Below are 16,190 nucleotides of genomic sequence, written 5' to 3'. Positions count from 1 at the left end.
TATGCGCTTTCGCGCGTTGGTTGCTGTCGTGGGGGTGTTGCTTGCGGCAATGACTGTCAATGCTCTGGCTGCTTCACAGGTGAAAAGTGTGCGCCTGTGGCGAGCGCCGGATAACACGCGACTGGTGTTCGACCTGTCTGGCCCGGTCCAGCACAGCGTCTTTACCCTCACGGCGCCCGATCGCCTGGTGATCGACATCAACGGTGCGAGCCTGGCCGCGCCGCTGAAAGTCTCCACCGCCAATACACCCATTACCGCCATGCGTTCGGCCCAGCGCACGCCGACCGACCTGCGCGTGGTCATCGACCTGAAAAAGGCGGTCACCCCAAAAAGCTTTTCCCTGGCCCCCAACGCCCAATATGGCAACCGCCTGGTGGTCGATCTGTTCGACAACCCCGCCGATGCCGCGCCGCCGCCTGTGCCGACGCCCAGCGTCGCGACGGTGCCTGCGGTGCCGGTCAACCCCTCGCAACCTCAGGTCAAGTTGCCACCGCCGCCGCCCGCTCCGGCAGGCAAGCGCGACATTATTGTGGTGATCGACGCCGGCCACGGTGGCGAAGACCCGGGCGCCTCCGGTTCGCGCGGCCAACATGAAAAAGACGTGGTGCTGGCCATCGCCCGCGAACTGCAACGCCAGGTCAACGGCATGAAAGGGTATCGCGCCGAACTGACCCGTACCGGCGACTACTTCATTCCGTTGCGTGGACGTACTGAAATCGCACGTAAGAAAGGCGCAGACCTGTTCGTCTCGATCCACGCCGACGCTGCACCTTCCACCGCCGCTTTCGGTGCGTCGGTGTTTGCCCTGTCGGATCGCGGTGCGACGTCCGAGACCGCCCGTTGGCTGGCCGACAGTGAAAACCGTTCCGACCTGATCGGCGGGGCCGGTAACGTGTCTCTCGACGACAAGGACAAAATGCTCGCCGGCGTACTGCTCGACCTGTCGATGACCGCCTCGCTGACCTCCAGCCTGAACGTCGGCCAGAAAGTCCTGAGCAACATCGGTCGCGTCACGTCGCTGCACAAACAGCGCGTTGAGCAAGCCGGGTTCATGGTGCTGAAGTCGCCGGATATCCCGTCGATCCTGGTCGAGACCGGATTCATTTCCAACGCCAACGAGGCATCCAAGCTCGCCAGCGCCGGCCACCAGCAAGCATTGGCGCGCTCGATCAGTGCCGGCGTGCGCCAGTTCTTCCAACAGAACCCGCCACCGGGCACTTACATCGCCTGGTTGCGTGATTCCGGCAAAATTGCCCAGGGCCCGCGTGACCACCGCGTGCAGCCCGGCGACACCGTGGCCATGTTGGCCGTACGTTTCCAGGTCACGCCCGCCGCCTTGCGCAGCGCCAACAACCTGAAGACCGATGAGCTGAAGATCGGCCAGGTGTTGACCATCCCGGGCACCGAATTGGCGGCGCAGTAATGAGCGAATCTGTTTTGAATAGTGGCTCGCGTATCGAATTGCTCAGCCCGCGCCTGGCTAACCAGATCGCTGCGGGCGAGGTGGTCGAGCGCCCGGCCTCGGTGATCAAGGAACTGCTGGAAAACAGCATCGACTCCGGCGCCAAACGCATCGACGTTGACGTGGAACAGGGCGGCGTCAAGCTGCTGCGGGTGCGGGACGATGGCAGCGGCATTTCTTCGGATGACCTGCCGCTGGCCCTGGCCCGTCACGCCACCAGCAAGATCCGCGATCTGGAGGACCTTGAACGGGTGATGAGCCTGGGCTTTCGCGGTGAGGCCCTGGCCTCCATCAGCTCCGTGGCCCGCTTGACCCTGACCTCGCGTACACGCGGTGCCGAGCAGGCCTGGCAAGTGGAAACCGAGGGCCGCGACATGGCGCCCCGGGTCCAGCCGGCAGCCCATCCGGTGGGCACCTCGGTGGAAGTGCGCGACCTGTTCTTCAACACCCCGGCGCGGCGCAAGTTCCTCAAGGCCGAAAAAACCGAATTCGATCACCTGCAGGAAGTGATCAAGCGTCTGGCCCTGGCGCGTTTCGACGTGGCGTTCCATCTGCGCCACAACGGCAAGACCATCCTCAGCCTGCACGAAGCCAATGACGACGCCGCGCGCGCTCGGCGGGTGGCGGCGGTGTGCGGTGGTGGCTTCCTGGAGCAGGCGCTGCCGATAGAGATTGAACGCAATGGCTTGCGCCTGTGGGGGTGGGTCGGTTTGCCGACCTTCTCCCGCAGCCAGGCGGATTTGCAGTATTTCTTCGTGAATGGCCGGGCGGTGCGCGACAAGCTCGTGGCCCATGCGGTGCGCCAGGCGTACCGCGACGTGTTGTTCAACGGGCGGCATCCGACGTTTGTGCTGTTTTTTGAGGTCGATCCCTCGGTGGTCGACGTCAACGTGCACCCGACCAAGCACGAAGTGCGCTTCCGTGATGGGCGCATGGTGCATGATTTCCTGTATGGCACCTTGCACCGTGCCTTGGGCGATGTGCGCCCGGATGATCAGTTGTCGGCGCCCATCGTGACGGCGGTAGTTCGCCCAAGCGGCCCTGAGGCCGGTGAGTTCGGCCCCCAGGGCGAAATGAGCCTCGCCGCTAATCTGCTGCAGTCACCGCAGCCGCAGCCCAATTACACGGCGCCCAACGCGGGAGCCGGCGCCGGTTATCAATATCAATACACACCGCGCCCGCAATCGACCGTGCCGGTGGCCGAGGCCCAGGCGGCTTATCGTGAGTTCTTCGCGCCGCTGCCGGGTGCCGAGCCAGGCACCGTTGCCTTGCCCGAGGGTGGCGGTGATATTCCACCGTTGGGCTACGCGCTGGCACAGCTCAAGGGCATCTACATCCTTGCGGAAAATGCCCACGGCCTGGTGCTGGTGGACATGCATGCGGCTCACGAGCGCATCATGTACGAGCGCTTGAAGATCGCCATGGCCAGTGAAGGGCTCAGTGGCCAGCCATTACTGGTACCGGAATCCCTGGCGGTGAGCCAGCGTGAAGCCGATTGCGCCGAAGAGCACCACGGCGTGTTCCAGAAGCTGGGCTTCGAACTGCAACGCCTGGGCCCGGAAACCCTGGCGATCCGCCAGATTCCCGCGCTGCTCAAGCAAGCCGAGGCCAACCGCCTGGTAGCCGATGTATTGGCCGACCTGATGGAGTACGGCACCAGCGACCGTATCCAGGCGCATATCAACGAGCTGCTCGGCACCATGGCCTGCCACGGCGCCATCCGCGCCAACCGTCGCCTGGCCCTGCCGGAAATGAACGGCCTGCTGCGCGACATGGAAAACACCGAGCGCAGCGGCCAATGCAACCATGGGCGCCCGACCTGGACCCAGATGGGCCTGGATGATCTGGACAAACTGTTCCTGCGCGGTCGCTGATGAGTGCCTTGCCCCCCGCGATCTTCCTCATGGGCCCAACGGCCGCCGGCAAGACCGACCTGGCCATCGAGCTGACCAAGGTCTTGCCGTGCGAACTGATCAGTGTGGACTCTGCCCTGGTTTACCGGGACATGGACATCGGCACGGCCAAGCCTTCGAAAGACGTGTTGGCCCGGCATCCGCATCGTTTGATCGACATTATCGACCCGGCCGAGAGCTATTCGGCTGCGGATTTCCGTACCGACGCCCTGGCCGCCATGGCTGAGATCACCGCGCGGGGTAATATCCCGTTGCTGGTCGGCGGCACGATGCTCTACTACAAGGCTTTGCAGGAAGGCCTGGCGGATATGCCGCCCGCCGATGCCCAGGTGCGTGCCGAACTCGAAGAAGAGGCTGCACGCCTTGGCTGGCAAGCCCTGCACGACCAGTTGGCGGCGGTGGATCCGGTGTCGGCGGCGCGCATTCACCCCAATGATCCCCAGCGTCTGACCCGCGCGCTGGAAGTCTGGCGCGTCAGTGGCCAGACCATGACTGAACACAGGCTGAAACAAACTGCGCAAAGTGCTGATGCAGGCGCATCTGGCCGGTCACAATTGCCCTATACTGTGGCGAACCTGGCCATCGCTCCGGCAAACCGCCAGGTGCTGCATGAACGAATTGCACAAAGATTCACAAATATGTTGGAACAGGGGTTTGTGGAGGAGGTCGTAGCACTGCGTTCCAGAGGTAATCTGCATGCAGGTTTGCCTTCGATACGTGCTGTAGGCTACCGCCAAGTCTGGGATCATCTGGATGGCAAGCTGACGTCAGCCGAAATGCAGGAGCGCGGCATCATTGCCACGCGCCAATTGGCGAAGCGCCAGTTCACCTGGCTGCGCAGCTGGAGCGATTTGCACTGGCTGGACAGCCTGGACAGCGACAATCTGTCACGCGCCTTGAAATACCTGGGAACGGTCTCCATATTGAGCTGAGTCCTTGCAATTGCCGTCTATCCTTGGGGGTGTGGCGGCCATGAGCTATTTATTTTTCCGATTTTTTATTATTGATCCTTAAAGGAGTGCGGCACATGTCAAAAGGGCATTCGCTACAAGACCCTTACTTGAATACCTTACGTAAAGAGAAAGTGGGGGTTTCCATTTATCTGGTCAACGGTATCAAGTTGCAAGGTACGATCGAGTCGTTCGACCAGTTCGTGATCCTGCTGAAAAACACCGTCAGCCAGATGGTTTACAAACACGCTATCTCGACAGTCGTTCCTGTTCGTCCAATCCGTCTGCCTAGCGCAGCAGGTGATGAAGCAGCTGACGCTGAGCCAGGTAACGCCTGATAGGAGTCTCCTTTGTTCTTTGAGCGCCACGGTGGTGGTGAGCGAGTAATCCTCGTTCACTTGGATGGACAGGACCCTGAGGCGCGCGAAGATCCGCAGGAGTTTCAGGAGTTGGCAAATTCGGCCGGCGCCGAGACCGTTGCGTTTTTTAACGTGCCGCGTCATCGGCCAACCGCCAAATACCTGATTGGCAGCGGCAAGGTCGAAGAATTGCGCGACCTGGTCCATGCCGAAGAAGCCGATCTGGTGATCTTCAATCACACCCTCACGCCCAGTCAGGAACGTAACCTCGAACGTGTCTTCGAGTGTCGCGTGATTGACCGCACCGGCCTGATTCTCGATATTTTCGCCCAGCGCGCGCGTACCCATGAAGGCAAGCTCCAGGTCGAACTGGCCCAGCTTGACCACATGAGCACCCGGCTGGTCCGCGGCTGGACGCACCTTGAGCGCCAGGGCGGCGGCATCGGCATGCGTGGCCCAGGTGAAACCCAGCTGGAAACCGACCGGCGTCTGTTGCGGGTTCGCCTGCGCCAGATCAAGGGCCGCCTGGAGAAAGTCCGCAGCCAGCGCGAGCAATCGCGCCGTGGCCGTTCCCGTGCGGATATTCCCACCGTGTCCCTGGTGGGCTATACCAACGCGGGCAAGTCCACGCTGTTCAATAACGTCACAAAGTCGGACGTGTACGCGGCCGACCAACTGTTCGCGACGCTCGACCCGACCCTGCGCCGCCTGGATCTGGACGACCTTGGGCCGATTGTCCTGGCCGATACGGTGGGGTTCATTCGTCACTTGCCGCACAAGCTGGTCGAGGCATTTCGGTCTACGCTCGAAGAGTCGAGCAATTCCGACCTGCTGTTGCACGTGATCGATGCGGCCGAGCCGGATCGCATGCTGCAGATTGAGCAGGTGATGCTGGTGCTGGGCGAGATTGGTGCCCAGGACTTGCCGATCCTCGAGGTCTATAACAAACTCGATTTGCTTGAAGGCGTCGAGCCACAAATCCAGCGCGATGAGAATGGCAGGCCCCAGCGGGTCTGGCTGTCGGCGCGTGATGGCAGTGGTCTTGAGTTGCTTGAGCAAGCCATCGCCGAGTTGCTCGGCGGCGATTTGTTCGTTGGCACCTTGCGCTTGCCGCAGCGTTTTGCTCGACTGCGTGCACAGTTTTTCGAGCTGGGCGCGGTACAGAAAGAAGAACACGACGAAGAAGGTGTCAGCTTGCTGGCCGTTCGATTGCCACGCGCGGAGCTCAATCGACTGGTCAGTCGCGAGGGTGTTGTACCGGCGGAGTTCATCGAACAACACACTTTGCAATAAAAGCCTGAGAAAGCGGTTGTGCCGCGGTAGCAGGCATTCTGTAGCATTGGTCGGCGCGCCGTGGGTGCGTCTTTGCTTTATCAGATGGAGAGCGCTATGGCTTGGAATGAGCCGGGTGGCAACTCGAATAATCAGGATCCTTGGGGTGGTAAGCGCCGCAATAATGGCGACCGCAAGGGGCCACCGGATCTCGACGAGGCCTTCCGAAAGCTGCAGGAAAGCCTGAATGGGTTGTTCGGTGGTGGGAAAAAACGCGGTGGTGACGATGGCGGTCGCACAAGCAAGGGCGGCGGCTATGGCCTGCTGGGCCTGGGTCTTGTCGTGCTCGCAGCCGTCTGGCTGTACAGCGCGGTCTACGTGGTGGATGAGCAGGAGCAAGCCGTTGTGCTGCGCTTCGGCAAGTATTACGAGACTGTCGGGCCAGGCCTGAACATCTATTTCCCGCCGATCGACAAGAAGTACATGGAGAACGTCACGCGTGAGCGTGCCTACACCAAGCAGGGCCAGATGCTGACTGAAGACGAGAACATCGTCGAAGTGCCGCTGACCGTGCAGTACAAGATCAGCAACCTGCAGGACTTCGTGCTGAACGTCGATCAGCCGGAAATCAGCCTGCAACACGCAACCGAAAGTGCCCTGCGCCACGTGGTCGGTTCCACCGCCATGGACCAGGTACTGACCGAAGGGCGTGAATTGATGGCCAGCGAAATCAAGGAGCGCCTGCAACGCTTCCTCGATACCTATCGCACCGGTATCACCGTCACCCAGGTCAACGTACAGAGCGCAGCCGCACCGCGTGAAGTGCAGGAAGCCTTTGACGACGTGATCCGCGCCCGTGAAGACGAGCAGCGTTCGCGCAACCAGGCTGAAACCTACGCCAACGGCGTGGTGCCGGAAGCCCGTGGTCAGGCCCAGCGTATCCTCGAGGATGCCAACGGTTACCGCGACGAAGTAGTCTCCCGCGCCAAGGGTGAGGCGGACCGCTTCACCAAGCTGGTTGCCGAGTACCGCAAGGCGCCCGAGGTTACTCGTGAGCGTCTGTACCTGGACACCATGCAGGAAGTCTTCAGCAACACCAGCAAGGTTCTCGTGACCGGCAGCAAGGGTGGGCAGAACAACCTGCTGTACCTGCCGCTGGACAAGATGATCGAAGGTGGGCGTAGCGGCGCCAGCGCGCCGTCCACCGGTTCGAATGCCGCTGCCAACGAAGCGAGCGCCCGTGCGGCCGCTGACTTGCTGCAACAGCAAACACGTACCAGGGAGAGCCGTTGATGAGCAATAAATCGCTGACCGCCCTGATTGTGGGCGTCGTCGTGGTCATCGCTGCCTGGAACTGCTTCTACATCGTCGCTCAGACCGAGCGCGCGGTGCTGCTGCAATTCGGTCGCGTGGTCCAGGCGGATGTCCAGCCGGGCCTGCATGTGAAAGTCCCCTACGTCAACCAGGTGCGCAAGTTCGACGCGCGCCTGATGACTCTGGATGCACCGACACAGCGCTTCCTGACCCTGGAAAAGAAAGCCGTGATGGTTGACGCCTACGCCAAGTGGCGCGTCAAGGATGCCGAGCGCTTCTACACTGCGACCTCGGGCCTCAAGCAGATTGCAGACGAGCGTTTGTCGCGCCGTCTGGAGTCGGGCCTGCGTGACCAGTTTGGTAAGCGCACCCTGCACGAGGTGGTATCCGGTGAACGCGATGCGCTGATGGCTGACATCACTCGTTCGCTGAACACCATGGCGGAGAAAGAACTGGGTATCGAAGTGGTCGACGTTCGCGTCAAGGCTATCGACCTGCCCAAGGAAGTGAACCGCAGCGTGTTCGAGCGCATGAGCACCGAGCGTGAGCGTGAAGCCCGTGAGCACCGCGCCAAGGGTAACGAGCTGGCCGAGGGTATCCGTGCGGATGCCGATCGTCAGCGCCGTGTACTGTTGGCGGAGGCCTATCGCGAGTCTGAAGAGGCTCGTGGTGATGGTGATGCTCAAGCCGCGGCGATCTACGCCAAGGCGTATGGCCAGGACCAGGAGTTCTACGCGTTCTACCGTAGCCTGCGCGCCTACCGTGAAAGCTTCGCGAACAAGACCGATGTGCTGGTGCTGGACCCAAGCAGCGATTTCTTCCGCTACCTGGAAAAGTCCAAGTAACAGGCCTGTGATTCTGTAGGGACCACTCCGTCGGGCGGCTAAAATGCCTGGCGGGGTGATCCTTTCAGAAAACGGGTGTATGATGCGGCAGCCGGGAAATTCCCGGCTTTTTTGCGTCTGCGTGTTCGATTCGGCAGGCGTGACAGGTTTTTCGAGGAAAGTGCCCGACGAGGCCGGTGACAGGTCGTTCGTCACGTCGCTCTTGCGCGTGGTTTATGCAGGCAGCGGGTATTTTCTGCTTCACTCAAGGCTCGGCCGAGGGCTGGCCGCCCGGATCAAAGGGGAATGGCGTAATGGCAACGGTAGACCGCTGGCTGCTGCCAGATGGCATCGAAGAAGTACTGCCACCAGAAGCTGCGCGTATTGAAATAGCGCGTCGCCAGGTGTTGGATCTGTTCCAGAGCTGGGGCTACGAGTTTGTCGTGACCCCTCATATCGAGTACCTGGAATCCCTGCTGACTGGCGCGGGCCAGGACCTGGATCTGCGCACCTTCAAGGTCATCGACCCGCAATCGGGCCGGCAAATGGGGTTTCGTGCCGACATCACGCCGCAGGTGGCGCGTATCGATGCGCATACCCTGCGCCGCGAAGGCCCCAGCCGCCTGTGCTACGCCGGCAGCGTGCTGCATGCCCAGCCGCGTGCCTTGTCATCGTCGCGCAGCCCGATCCAGCTGGGCGCCGAGTTGTATGGCGATGCGAGCCCTAGCAGCGACGTTGAAGTGATCAGCCTGATGCTGGCCATGCTGCAACTGGCTGATGTGCCGGACGTGCACATGGACCTGGGCCACGTGGGTATCTACCGCGGCCTGGCCCGTGCGGCCGGCTTGTCCGGTGAGGTTGAGCAACAGTTGTTCGATGCGCTGCAACGCAAGGCCATCGATGAAGTCATTGCCCTGACCGCTGGCGTGCCGGCTGAACTGGCCGACATGCTGCGTGCGCTGGTCAACCTGTGCGGCGGCCGTGAAGTGCTGGTCACTGCACGTGAGCGCCTGGCCAACGCACCGGCGCCGGTGTTGGCCGCCCTGAACGATGTGCTGGCGATTGCCGAGCAATTGTCGGCGCGCTTCCCGCAGTTGCCGCTGTATTTTGATCTGGGCGAGTTGCGCGGCTACCACTACCACACCGGTGTGGTGTTCGCGGTGTTTGTTCCGGGTGTTGGCCAGGCCATCGCCCAGGGTGGTCGTTATGACGATATCGGCGCCGACTTCGGTCGCGCCCGTCCGGCCACCGGCTTTTCCACCGATTTGAAAACCCTGGTGACCCTGGGGCGTGCTGAGGTCGAGCTGCCGTCTGGTGGCATCTGGATGCCCGACAGTACGGACGCGGCACTCTGGCAGCAGGTCTGCCAGTTGCGCAGTGAGGGTCAGCGTGTCGTCCAGGCCTTGCCTGGGCAGCCATTGGCCGCCGCCCGTGAAGCGGACTGCGACCGGCAATTGATTCAGCAGAACGGGCTTTGGCAAGTATCGCCACTGGCTTCTTGAGTTTTCCTGCCGGCCATCGCCGGCACCAAGTTTGCGCGAATGAGGACAAGTGTTATGGGTAAGAATGTCGTAGTCCTGGGCACCCAATGGGGTGATGAGGGCAAAGGCAAGATCGTTGATCTGCTGACCGAACATGCTGCCGCCGTAGTGCGCTACCAGGGTGGCCACAACGCGGGCCACACCCTGGTCATCGATGGCGAAAAAACCGTCTTGCACCTGATCCCTTCGGGTGTACTGCGCGAAGGCGTACAGTGCCTGATCGGCAACGGCGTGGTGGTTGCGCCGGACGCCCTGCTGCGCGAGATCATCAAGCTGGAAGAGAAAGGCGTACCGGTGCGCGAGCGCCTGCGTATCAGCCCATCCTGCCCGCTGATCCTGTCCTTCCACGTGGCGCTGGACCAGGCCCGTGAAAAGGCCCGTGGCGAGCTGAAGATCGGCACCACCGGTCGCGGCATTGGCCCGGCCTACGAAGACAAGGTTGCACGTCGTGGCCTGCGTGTGGGCGACCTGCTCAACATGCCGCGCTTTGAAGACAAGCTGCGTGAACTGGTGGATTACCACAACTTCATGCTGGTGGGTTACTACAAAGAGCCCGCCATCGAGTTCGAAAAGACCCTGGCCGAGTGCAAGGAATACGCTGAGCTGCTCAAGCCGCTGATGCTCGACGTGACGGCCGAGCTGCACGACCTGCGTCGCGCTGGCAAAGACATCATGTTCGAAGGCGCCCAGGGCTCGTTGCTGGACATCGACCACGGTACCTACCCGTATGTGACCAGCTCCAACACCACCGCCGGCGGCGTGGCCACCGGTTCGGGCGTGGGCCCGATGTTCCTGGACTACATCCTGGGCATCACCAAGGCGTACACCACCCGTGTAGGTTCCGGTCCGTTCCCGACTGAGCTGTTCGACGACGTCGGCGCTCACCTGGCCAAACAAGGTCACGAATTCGGCGCGACCACCGGCCGTGCTCGTCGTTGTGGCTGGTTCGACGCCGTTATCCTGCGTCGCGCTATCGACGTGAACAGCATCTCGGGCATCTGCCTGACCAAGCTGGACGTGCTCGACGGCCTGGAAGCCATCAACATCTGTGTCGGCTACAAAGACGCGCAAGGCAACGATGTTGCGCCGACCGACGCTGACAGCTACGTGGGCCTGCAGCCTGTGTACGAAGAAGTGCCGGGCTGGACCGAATCGACCGTGGGCGCCAAGACCCTGGAAGAGCTGCCAGCCAACGCCCGCGCCTACATCAAGCGCGTCGAAGAGCTGATCGGCGCACCGATCGACATTATTTCGACGGGCCCGGACCGCAACGAGACCATCGTTCTGCGTCACCCGTTCGCTTAATAAGCTGTTGATGTAAAAAGTAAAGGGCTCCCTCGGGAGCCCTTTGTCGTTTCTGCCTGGCAAGCGGCACGACCCTTGCTGTGTTTCTCTTTTTCGCGGTGCTATCAATTTAATGGCACCCGTGGTGGAGGGATTTCCAGTGTCTGCCGTTCTCTCGTTGTTACAAAGCCGTCTGCTGCGGCCGGTGTTCGTTACCCTAGGTATCGCTCTTTTGGTGCAAGTGCTGGTGGCCGTCGCGCTGACGCGGAGCACGGTCACGGCCCTGGAGGCCGATTTGGGTCACCGCCTGGGCATCGACAGTCAGAAGCTGTCCGGCGAATTGGCCCAGGCCGGCAAGGAAGTCACCTCCAGCCTGGATAGCCTTTCCACCAGCACCCGCCAGCGTCTGACCGCAGGGCTTTCCACGCGTCTTCAGCAAGAGCAGAAGCAATTGCGTGCGACCCTGGAAAAAGACCTGCAGGACTCCGCCAATGACATGGCGCAGTTGCTGGCTTCGGTGGCGCCGCGTGCCATGTGGGACAGCGACGTGCCGACATTATCGGAGTTTGCCCGGCGTGCGCAGCGTAATCCCAACGTGTTGTTCGTGGTGTATGACGACGCGGCCGGCGAGCATTTGACCCGCTACCTGAACCGTGAAAATCCGATCAACCAGGCCTTGTTGGCCAAAGGCGCGGGGGACCGTGCCCTGGATAAAGTACTGGACGCGGCCAAGGCTGATCCTTCGGTGTATTACGTCGAAGCCTCGATCAGCCCCAACGGCGTTGAGATCGGCAAAGTCCGCATGGGGGTGTCGACCGCATCGGTCGAGGCCGATCTGCAAGCACTGGACACCCGTTTCGCCGCGCTGATTGCCAGCGGTGATCAACTGGTCGGCGACAGCCTCAAAGGCGCCGCGGCCGATAGCGCTGCCGCCATGGGCGCGCGCCTGCAATCGGCGCAAGTCACGGCCACCCAGATGGCGGCCAATACCACCAGTGCGGTGCAAGAGGCTGCCGGCACCTTGCGCTGGCGTATCGGCATGGGCCTGGCGCTGGTCGGTCTTGGCGTATTGCTGCTGATCGCCATTGTGCTCGGCCGCCGCGTCGTCAACCGCCTGAAGCTGTTGATCGCCGCCATGGATGACCTGGCGGCAGGCGAGGGCGACCTCACCAAGCGTGTACAGATCAGCAGCAAGGATGAAATTGGTGACATGGCTTCGGCGGTCAATCGCTTTGTGGATAAGTTACAGCCCATCGTGCGCGAGGCGGGCGATGTGGCCCAGCGCACCGGCATGGAGATCGGCGCGATGACCTTGCGCAATGCCGGCGCCGATGCAGCGGCTGGCCTGCAGCGCGACGAGGTTGCAGAAAGCCTGCGCGCACTGTCGCAAATGGCCGACGAGGCCCAGGCCGAAAGCCATGCCATGCAGGCGGCCTTGCAGCAGGTGGTGGAGATTCGCCAGGCCACGGATGAGAACTCGCGCACGTCGGCTGAAGTCGGCAGCTTGATCGAGGCGTTGGCCGGGCAGGTGCAGGCCGGGTCCCAGGTGATCGAGCGGTTGGCGCAGCAAAGCGAGCAGATCGAGGTAGTGCTGACGGTGATTCATGGCATCGCCGAGCAAACCAACCTGTTGGCCCTCAACGCGGCTATTGAAGCGGCACGGGCCGGCGAGACCGGGCGCGGCTTTGCGGTGGTGGCGGACGAAGTGCGTGCGCTGGCCAGCAAGACCCAAAGCTCCACCGGCGATATCCAGGCGCATATCGTGGCGTTGCAGCAGGGCGCGCGTGAGGCAGTGGAAACCATCGGCAAGGCGGGGCGCCAGGCCAATGAAGGTTTGCTGGTGCTGCGCGACAGCGTGCGCTTGCAGCAGACGGTGCAGGCGTCGGTGGAGCAGGTGCATGCGGCAATCGGCCTGGCGACACGCGCGGCCGAGCATCAGGCCCAGGGTGCGCATGCGGTGCGTGGCCGGGTCGAGGTGATTCATGCCCAGGCTGAGCGGGCCGCGCAAGCGGTGGTGGAGACTACTGCCAGTGGCAAGGTGCTGGATGGGTTGGCGGCGCAGTTGAAGGCGAGTCTGGGGCAGTTTCGGGCTTAGTGTTGTCTGTGCCGGCCTCATCGGGGGCAAGCCCCCTCCCTCATTTGAATGTGTTCACAACTCAAGTGTGGGAGGGGGCTTGCCCCCGATAGCCATTTCAGCGACTCAGATACATCCGCGTCGTAAGCAGATACACCGGCAACCCCGACACCAGAATCAACAACGCCGCATACGGCGCCGCTGCCGCAAACTCCACATTCGAGGTATGCGCCCACACGGCAGTCGCCAAAGTATTCAACCCCGTGGGGCTCAACAACAAGGTGGCCGTCAGCTCCTTCATCGCATCCAGAAACACCAGCGCAAACGCGGCACCCAATGCCGGGAAAATGATCGGCAGCGTCACCCGGCAGAACGCACTGAACGACGATGCGCCGAGCGTGCGCGCTGCCTCCTCCAACTGTGGCGCGGCCTTGTTCAGAGCCGTGCGAATCGGCGCCTGGGCCAGGGGCAAGAACAACAGCGCATAGGCGATCAGCAACAGTGCCGACGTCTGATACAGCGCCGGCACGTAATGCAGTGCGAAATACACCAGGGTCAATGCAATCACCAGGCCGGGCAGGGCGTGCAGCAGGTACGGCAGGCGTTCAGCCCAGATCGCCAGTTGGCCTTTGTAGCGCACCACCAGCAGGCCCACCGGCACCGCCAGTGCCAGGCACAACGCTGCGCCACCCAGGGAAAGCGCCAGGGACGATAACAGCGCCTCACTGATTGCAGCGACCGGAAACGCCGCCGATGAACCCACGGCCAGCCAATAGCCAAGCATCCCCAGCGGAATGCCGCTGCCAATGATCGCCAGCGCCAGGCAATAGAGCTGGCCAAAAAACGCCCACTTGCCCAGTTTCACCTGCTCGGCATGTCGCGCCGCACCCTGGCCGATCCGCACATGGCGGCCCTTGCCGCGCACGCGCAGCTCCAGCCACAACAAACTCAGGCACATCACCAGCAGCACCGCCGAGAGCATTGCGGCGTTGGCGTTGCTGAACTCCAGTTCGAACTGTTGGTAGATCGCGGTGGTAAAGGTCTGCAAGCCGATGATCGACAGGGCGCCGAACTCCACCAGCATGTGCAATGCAATCAGCAGCGCTCCCGCGACCAGCGAGGGCCACAGCAGCGGCAGGGTAATGCGCCGGAACACGCCCCAGCGATTCAACCCCAGGGTGCGCGCCGACTCTTCCAGGGCGGGGTCAAGATTGCGCAGCGTGGCGGCCACCGGCAGAAATACCAGCGGATACTTGGACAGGCTCATCACCAGGATCGCGCCGCCGAGGCCTTCGAAGTTGGCGCTCAGCGACACCCAGGTGAAGCTGCTGACAAACGCCGGTACCGCAAACGGCAGGCACAGGATCACGCCCCAAATGCGTCGCCCCGGCAGATTGCTGCGTTCCAGCAACCAGGCCAGGGACAGGCCGACCACGCCGCACACAACCGTCACGCCGACCATCAGCGACAAGGTATTGCGCAGCAGCCCGAAGACATAAGGCCGCCACAGCAGATGCACCGCCTGTGCCCAGCCGGCCTGCCAGGCCTTGAGCCCGACATACACCAGTGGCAGCAGGCTCAGGCCAACCAGCAACAGCACCGGCAACAGCAGCCAGATTGAAGGGCGTTTGCGCCGGGGGCGAAAGCCTGCAGCGCGAAGCGTTGGGGTCATCAGTTCAAGCCAACGTCACGTTCCAGTTCCAGGGCTTCTTCCGCATTGCCCAGGTCGGCAGGGGTGACTTTCGGCGGTTGCAGTTCGTTGAAGGGCTTCAGGCCGCGATTGGATTGCATGCCCTTGCGCAACGGGTATTCCGCCGAGGTGTTGGTGATCACGCGCTGGCCTTCTTCACTGGCCATGAAGGCCAGCAGTTGCTGGGCTTCCTTGGGGTGTTTGCTGGATTTCAGCGCGGCCGCCGAAGACACGGTAATCAGGCCGCCGGCATCGCCGTCGGTGAAATAGTGCAGTTGGGAGTCGAGGTTGGTTTTTTCTTTCTTCAGGGCGAACCAGTAATAGTTGTTCACCAAAACAGTGGCCACTTCACCATTTTCAACGGCCTTGAGGGCCACCATATTGTTGCTGTACACCTTGCCGAAGGCGCGCAGGCCGGTCAGCCACTCTTCAGCGGCTTCACGCCCGTGCAGCTTGATGATCGCCACCGCCTGTTCCTGGAAGGCACCACTGGTGGGCACGAAGCCGACCTTGCCTTGCCACTCGGGACCGGCGAAATCCAGCACCGATTTGGGCAGGTCTTTTTCGGCAATCAGCTTGGGGTTGAAGGCGACAACGCGGGTTCGTGCAGTCACGCCCATCCAGTCGCCATTGCTGCCGACGTAGTCCTTGGGCAGCACGTCGAGGGTGCTGGCATCGATTTTCGCCAACAAGCCTTGCTCGCCGAGTTTGTTCAGCGGCGGCGATTCTTCGGTATAGATCACGTCGGCAGGGGAGCGGTCGCCTTCTTCGACGACCTGGCTGGCCAGTTGGTTACTGCTGCCTTTGCGCACGTTGACGTGAATGCCGGTCTTGGCTTCAAAGGCTTTGGCGAGCTCATCGCCGACTTCCTTGTGCTGGCCGTTGTAAAGGGTCAGAGAGATCTTGTCAGCGGAATAGGCGTTGGGTGAGAGCAGAGTCAGGCCGAGCAGAGTGAGAGTCAGGCCACGCAGAAGGGATGTCTTGAGTCGGTTATCGCGGATCATCATCCGAAGTGTTCCTCGCTTATGTGCAACAAATCACTACAAGGATAAACGATAAAGCTTCTCAAGTGCGGGCTTGAGGCTGACGGTGGGTAAAGTTTTCCAGCCAAAATTTCCAAACCCCGGAAACGAAAAAACCCGCTTTCGCGGGTTTGATCTGAATTTGGTGCCCAGGAGAAGACTCGAACTTCCACGACCTTGCGATCACCAGCACCTGAAGCTGGCGTGTCTACCAATTTCACCACCTGGGCATTATCTGACAACGTTGCCGCTGTTGATGGGGCGAACTATACGGCGGGCTTTTTGATCTGTAAACCCCTGATTCGAAAAATATAAATCAATTTTTCCGTTAAAAATCAAAGGTCTGAAACGAAAAAACCCGCTTTCGCGGGTTTGATCTGAATTTGGTGCCCAGGAGAAGACTCGAACTTCCACGACCTTGCGATCACCAGCACCTGAAGCTGGCGTGTCTACCAATTTCACCACCTGGGCATTATCTGACAACG

At 61.5% G+C, this 16,190-nt stretch carries 11 protein-coding genes, 2 tRNA genes and 2 pseudogenes; 11 read left to right on the top strand and 4 right to left on the bottom strand.

The annotated features are described in order from the left end of the window. Position 1: 1 nt before the first annotated feature. The 11 genes and pseudogenes from BFQ04_RS15125 to BFQ04_RS30460 form a co-directional block, all read left to right on the top strand. The gene (locus BFQ04_RS15125; protein ID WP_065951517.1) at positions 2–1,423 is read left to right on the top strand and encodes an N-acetylmuramoyl-L-alanine amidase; all 1,422 of its coding nucleotides are present in this window, start codon (positions 2–4) and stop codon (positions 1,421–1,423) included. Beyond that, complete coding sequence (mutL, locus tag BFQ04_RS15120; protein ID WP_065951516.1) at positions 1,423–3,336, top strand: DNA mismatch repair endonuclease MutL; 1,914 nt, start codon at positions 1,423–1,425, stop codon at positions 3,334–3,336. Before BFQ04_RS15125 ends, mutL begins: the two co-directional genes overlap by 1 nt. Continuing rightward, positions 3,336–4,307 carry a tRNA (adenosine(37)-N6)-dimethylallyltransferase MiaA gene (miaA, locus tag BFQ04_RS15115; protein WP_065951515.1) on the top strand — a complete coding sequence of 324 codons (972 nt, stop codon included), beginning with the start codon at positions 3,336–3,338 and terminating at the stop codon, positions 4,305–4,307. Before mutL ends, miaA begins: the two co-directional genes overlap by 1 nt. Before the next feature lie 95 nt (positions 4,308–4,402). Next, positions 4,403–4,663: an RNA chaperone Hfq gene (gene hfq, locus BFQ04_RS15110; RefSeq protein ID WP_016976904.1), complete on the top strand. Its 261-nt coding sequence runs from the start codon at positions 4,403–4,405 to the stop codon at positions 4,661–4,663. A gap of 12 nt (positions 4,664–4,675) precedes the next feature. Then, on the top strand, positions 4,676–5,977 hold the full coding sequence (gene hflX / locus BFQ04_RS15105) for a ribosome rescue GTPase HflX (protein WP_065951514.1): 1,302 nt from the start codon (positions 4,676–4,678) through the stop codon (positions 5,975–5,977). 96 nt (positions 5,978–6,073) lie between these two features. Further along, positions 6,074–7,249, top strand: coding sequence for an FtsH protease activity modulator HflK (gene hflK / locus BFQ04_RS15100; protein ID WP_003188062.1), 1,176 nt, complete (start codon positions 6,074–6,076; stop codon positions 7,247–7,249). Next, complete coding sequence (gene hflC / locus BFQ04_RS15095) at positions 7,249–8,115, top strand: protease modulator HflC (RefSeq protein WP_003188064.1); 867 nt, start codon at positions 7,249–7,251, stop codon at positions 8,113–8,115. Before hflK ends, hflC begins: the two co-directional genes overlap by 1 nt. A gap of 293 nt (positions 8,116–8,408) precedes the next feature. After that, positions 8,409–9,596: an ATP phosphoribosyltransferase regulatory subunit gene (locus tag BFQ04_RS15090; RefSeq protein ID WP_065951513.1), complete on the top strand. Its 1,188-nt coding sequence runs from the start codon at positions 8,409–8,411 to the stop codon at positions 9,594–9,596. Between the two features lie 54 nt (positions 9,597–9,650). Next, complete coding sequence (locus BFQ04_RS15085; RefSeq protein ID WP_065886517.1) at positions 9,651–10,940, top strand: adenylosuccinate synthase; 1,290 nt, start codon at positions 9,651–9,653, stop codon at positions 10,938–10,940. 112 nt (positions 10,941–11,052) lie between these two features. Continuing rightward, a pseudogene (locus BFQ04_RS30465) lies at positions 11,053–12,108 on the top strand (methyl-accepting chemotaxis protein); the annotation flags it as partial. A gap of 390 nt (positions 12,109–12,498) precedes the next feature. After that, positions 12,499–13,014: pseudogene (locus tag BFQ04_RS30460) on the top strand (methyl-accepting chemotaxis protein); the annotation flags it as partial. A gap of 97 nt (positions 13,015–13,111) precedes the next feature. Here BFQ04_RS30460 and BFQ04_RS15075 read toward each other — a convergent pair. The 4 genes from BFQ04_RS15075 to BFQ04_RS15060 form a co-directional block, all read right to left on the bottom strand. Beyond that, positions 13,112–14,665, bottom strand: a complete 1,554-nt coding sequence (locus BFQ04_RS15075; protein WP_065951511.1) for an ABC transporter permease — start codon at positions 14,663–14,665, stop codon at positions 13,112–13,114. Beyond that, on the bottom strand, positions 14,665–15,690 hold the full coding sequence (locus BFQ04_RS15070) for an iron ABC transporter substrate-binding protein (protein WP_065951510.1): 1,026 nt from the start codon (positions 15,688–15,690) through the stop codon (positions 14,665–14,667). The genes BFQ04_RS15075 and BFQ04_RS15070 overlap by 1 nt, the downstream gene beginning before the upstream one ends. Positions 15,691–15,848: 158 nt before the next feature. Beyond that, a tRNA-Leu gene (locus BFQ04_RS15065) sits at positions 15,849–15,935 on the bottom strand. 154 nt (positions 15,936–16,089) lie between these two features. Next, positions 16,090–16,176 (bottom strand) — tRNA-Leu (locus tag BFQ04_RS15060). Between the last annotated feature and the right edge of the window lie 14 nt (positions 16,177–16,190).

This window comes from Pseudomonas sp. 37 R 15, from assembly GCF_900004865.1.
In the GTDB taxonomy this organism is placed as follows: domain Bacteria; phylum Pseudomonadota; class Gammaproteobacteria; order Pseudomonadales; family Pseudomonadaceae; genus Aquipseudomonas; species Aquipseudomonas fluorescens_AM.
This window is presented reverse-complemented; position numbering and strand designations above follow the sequence as displayed.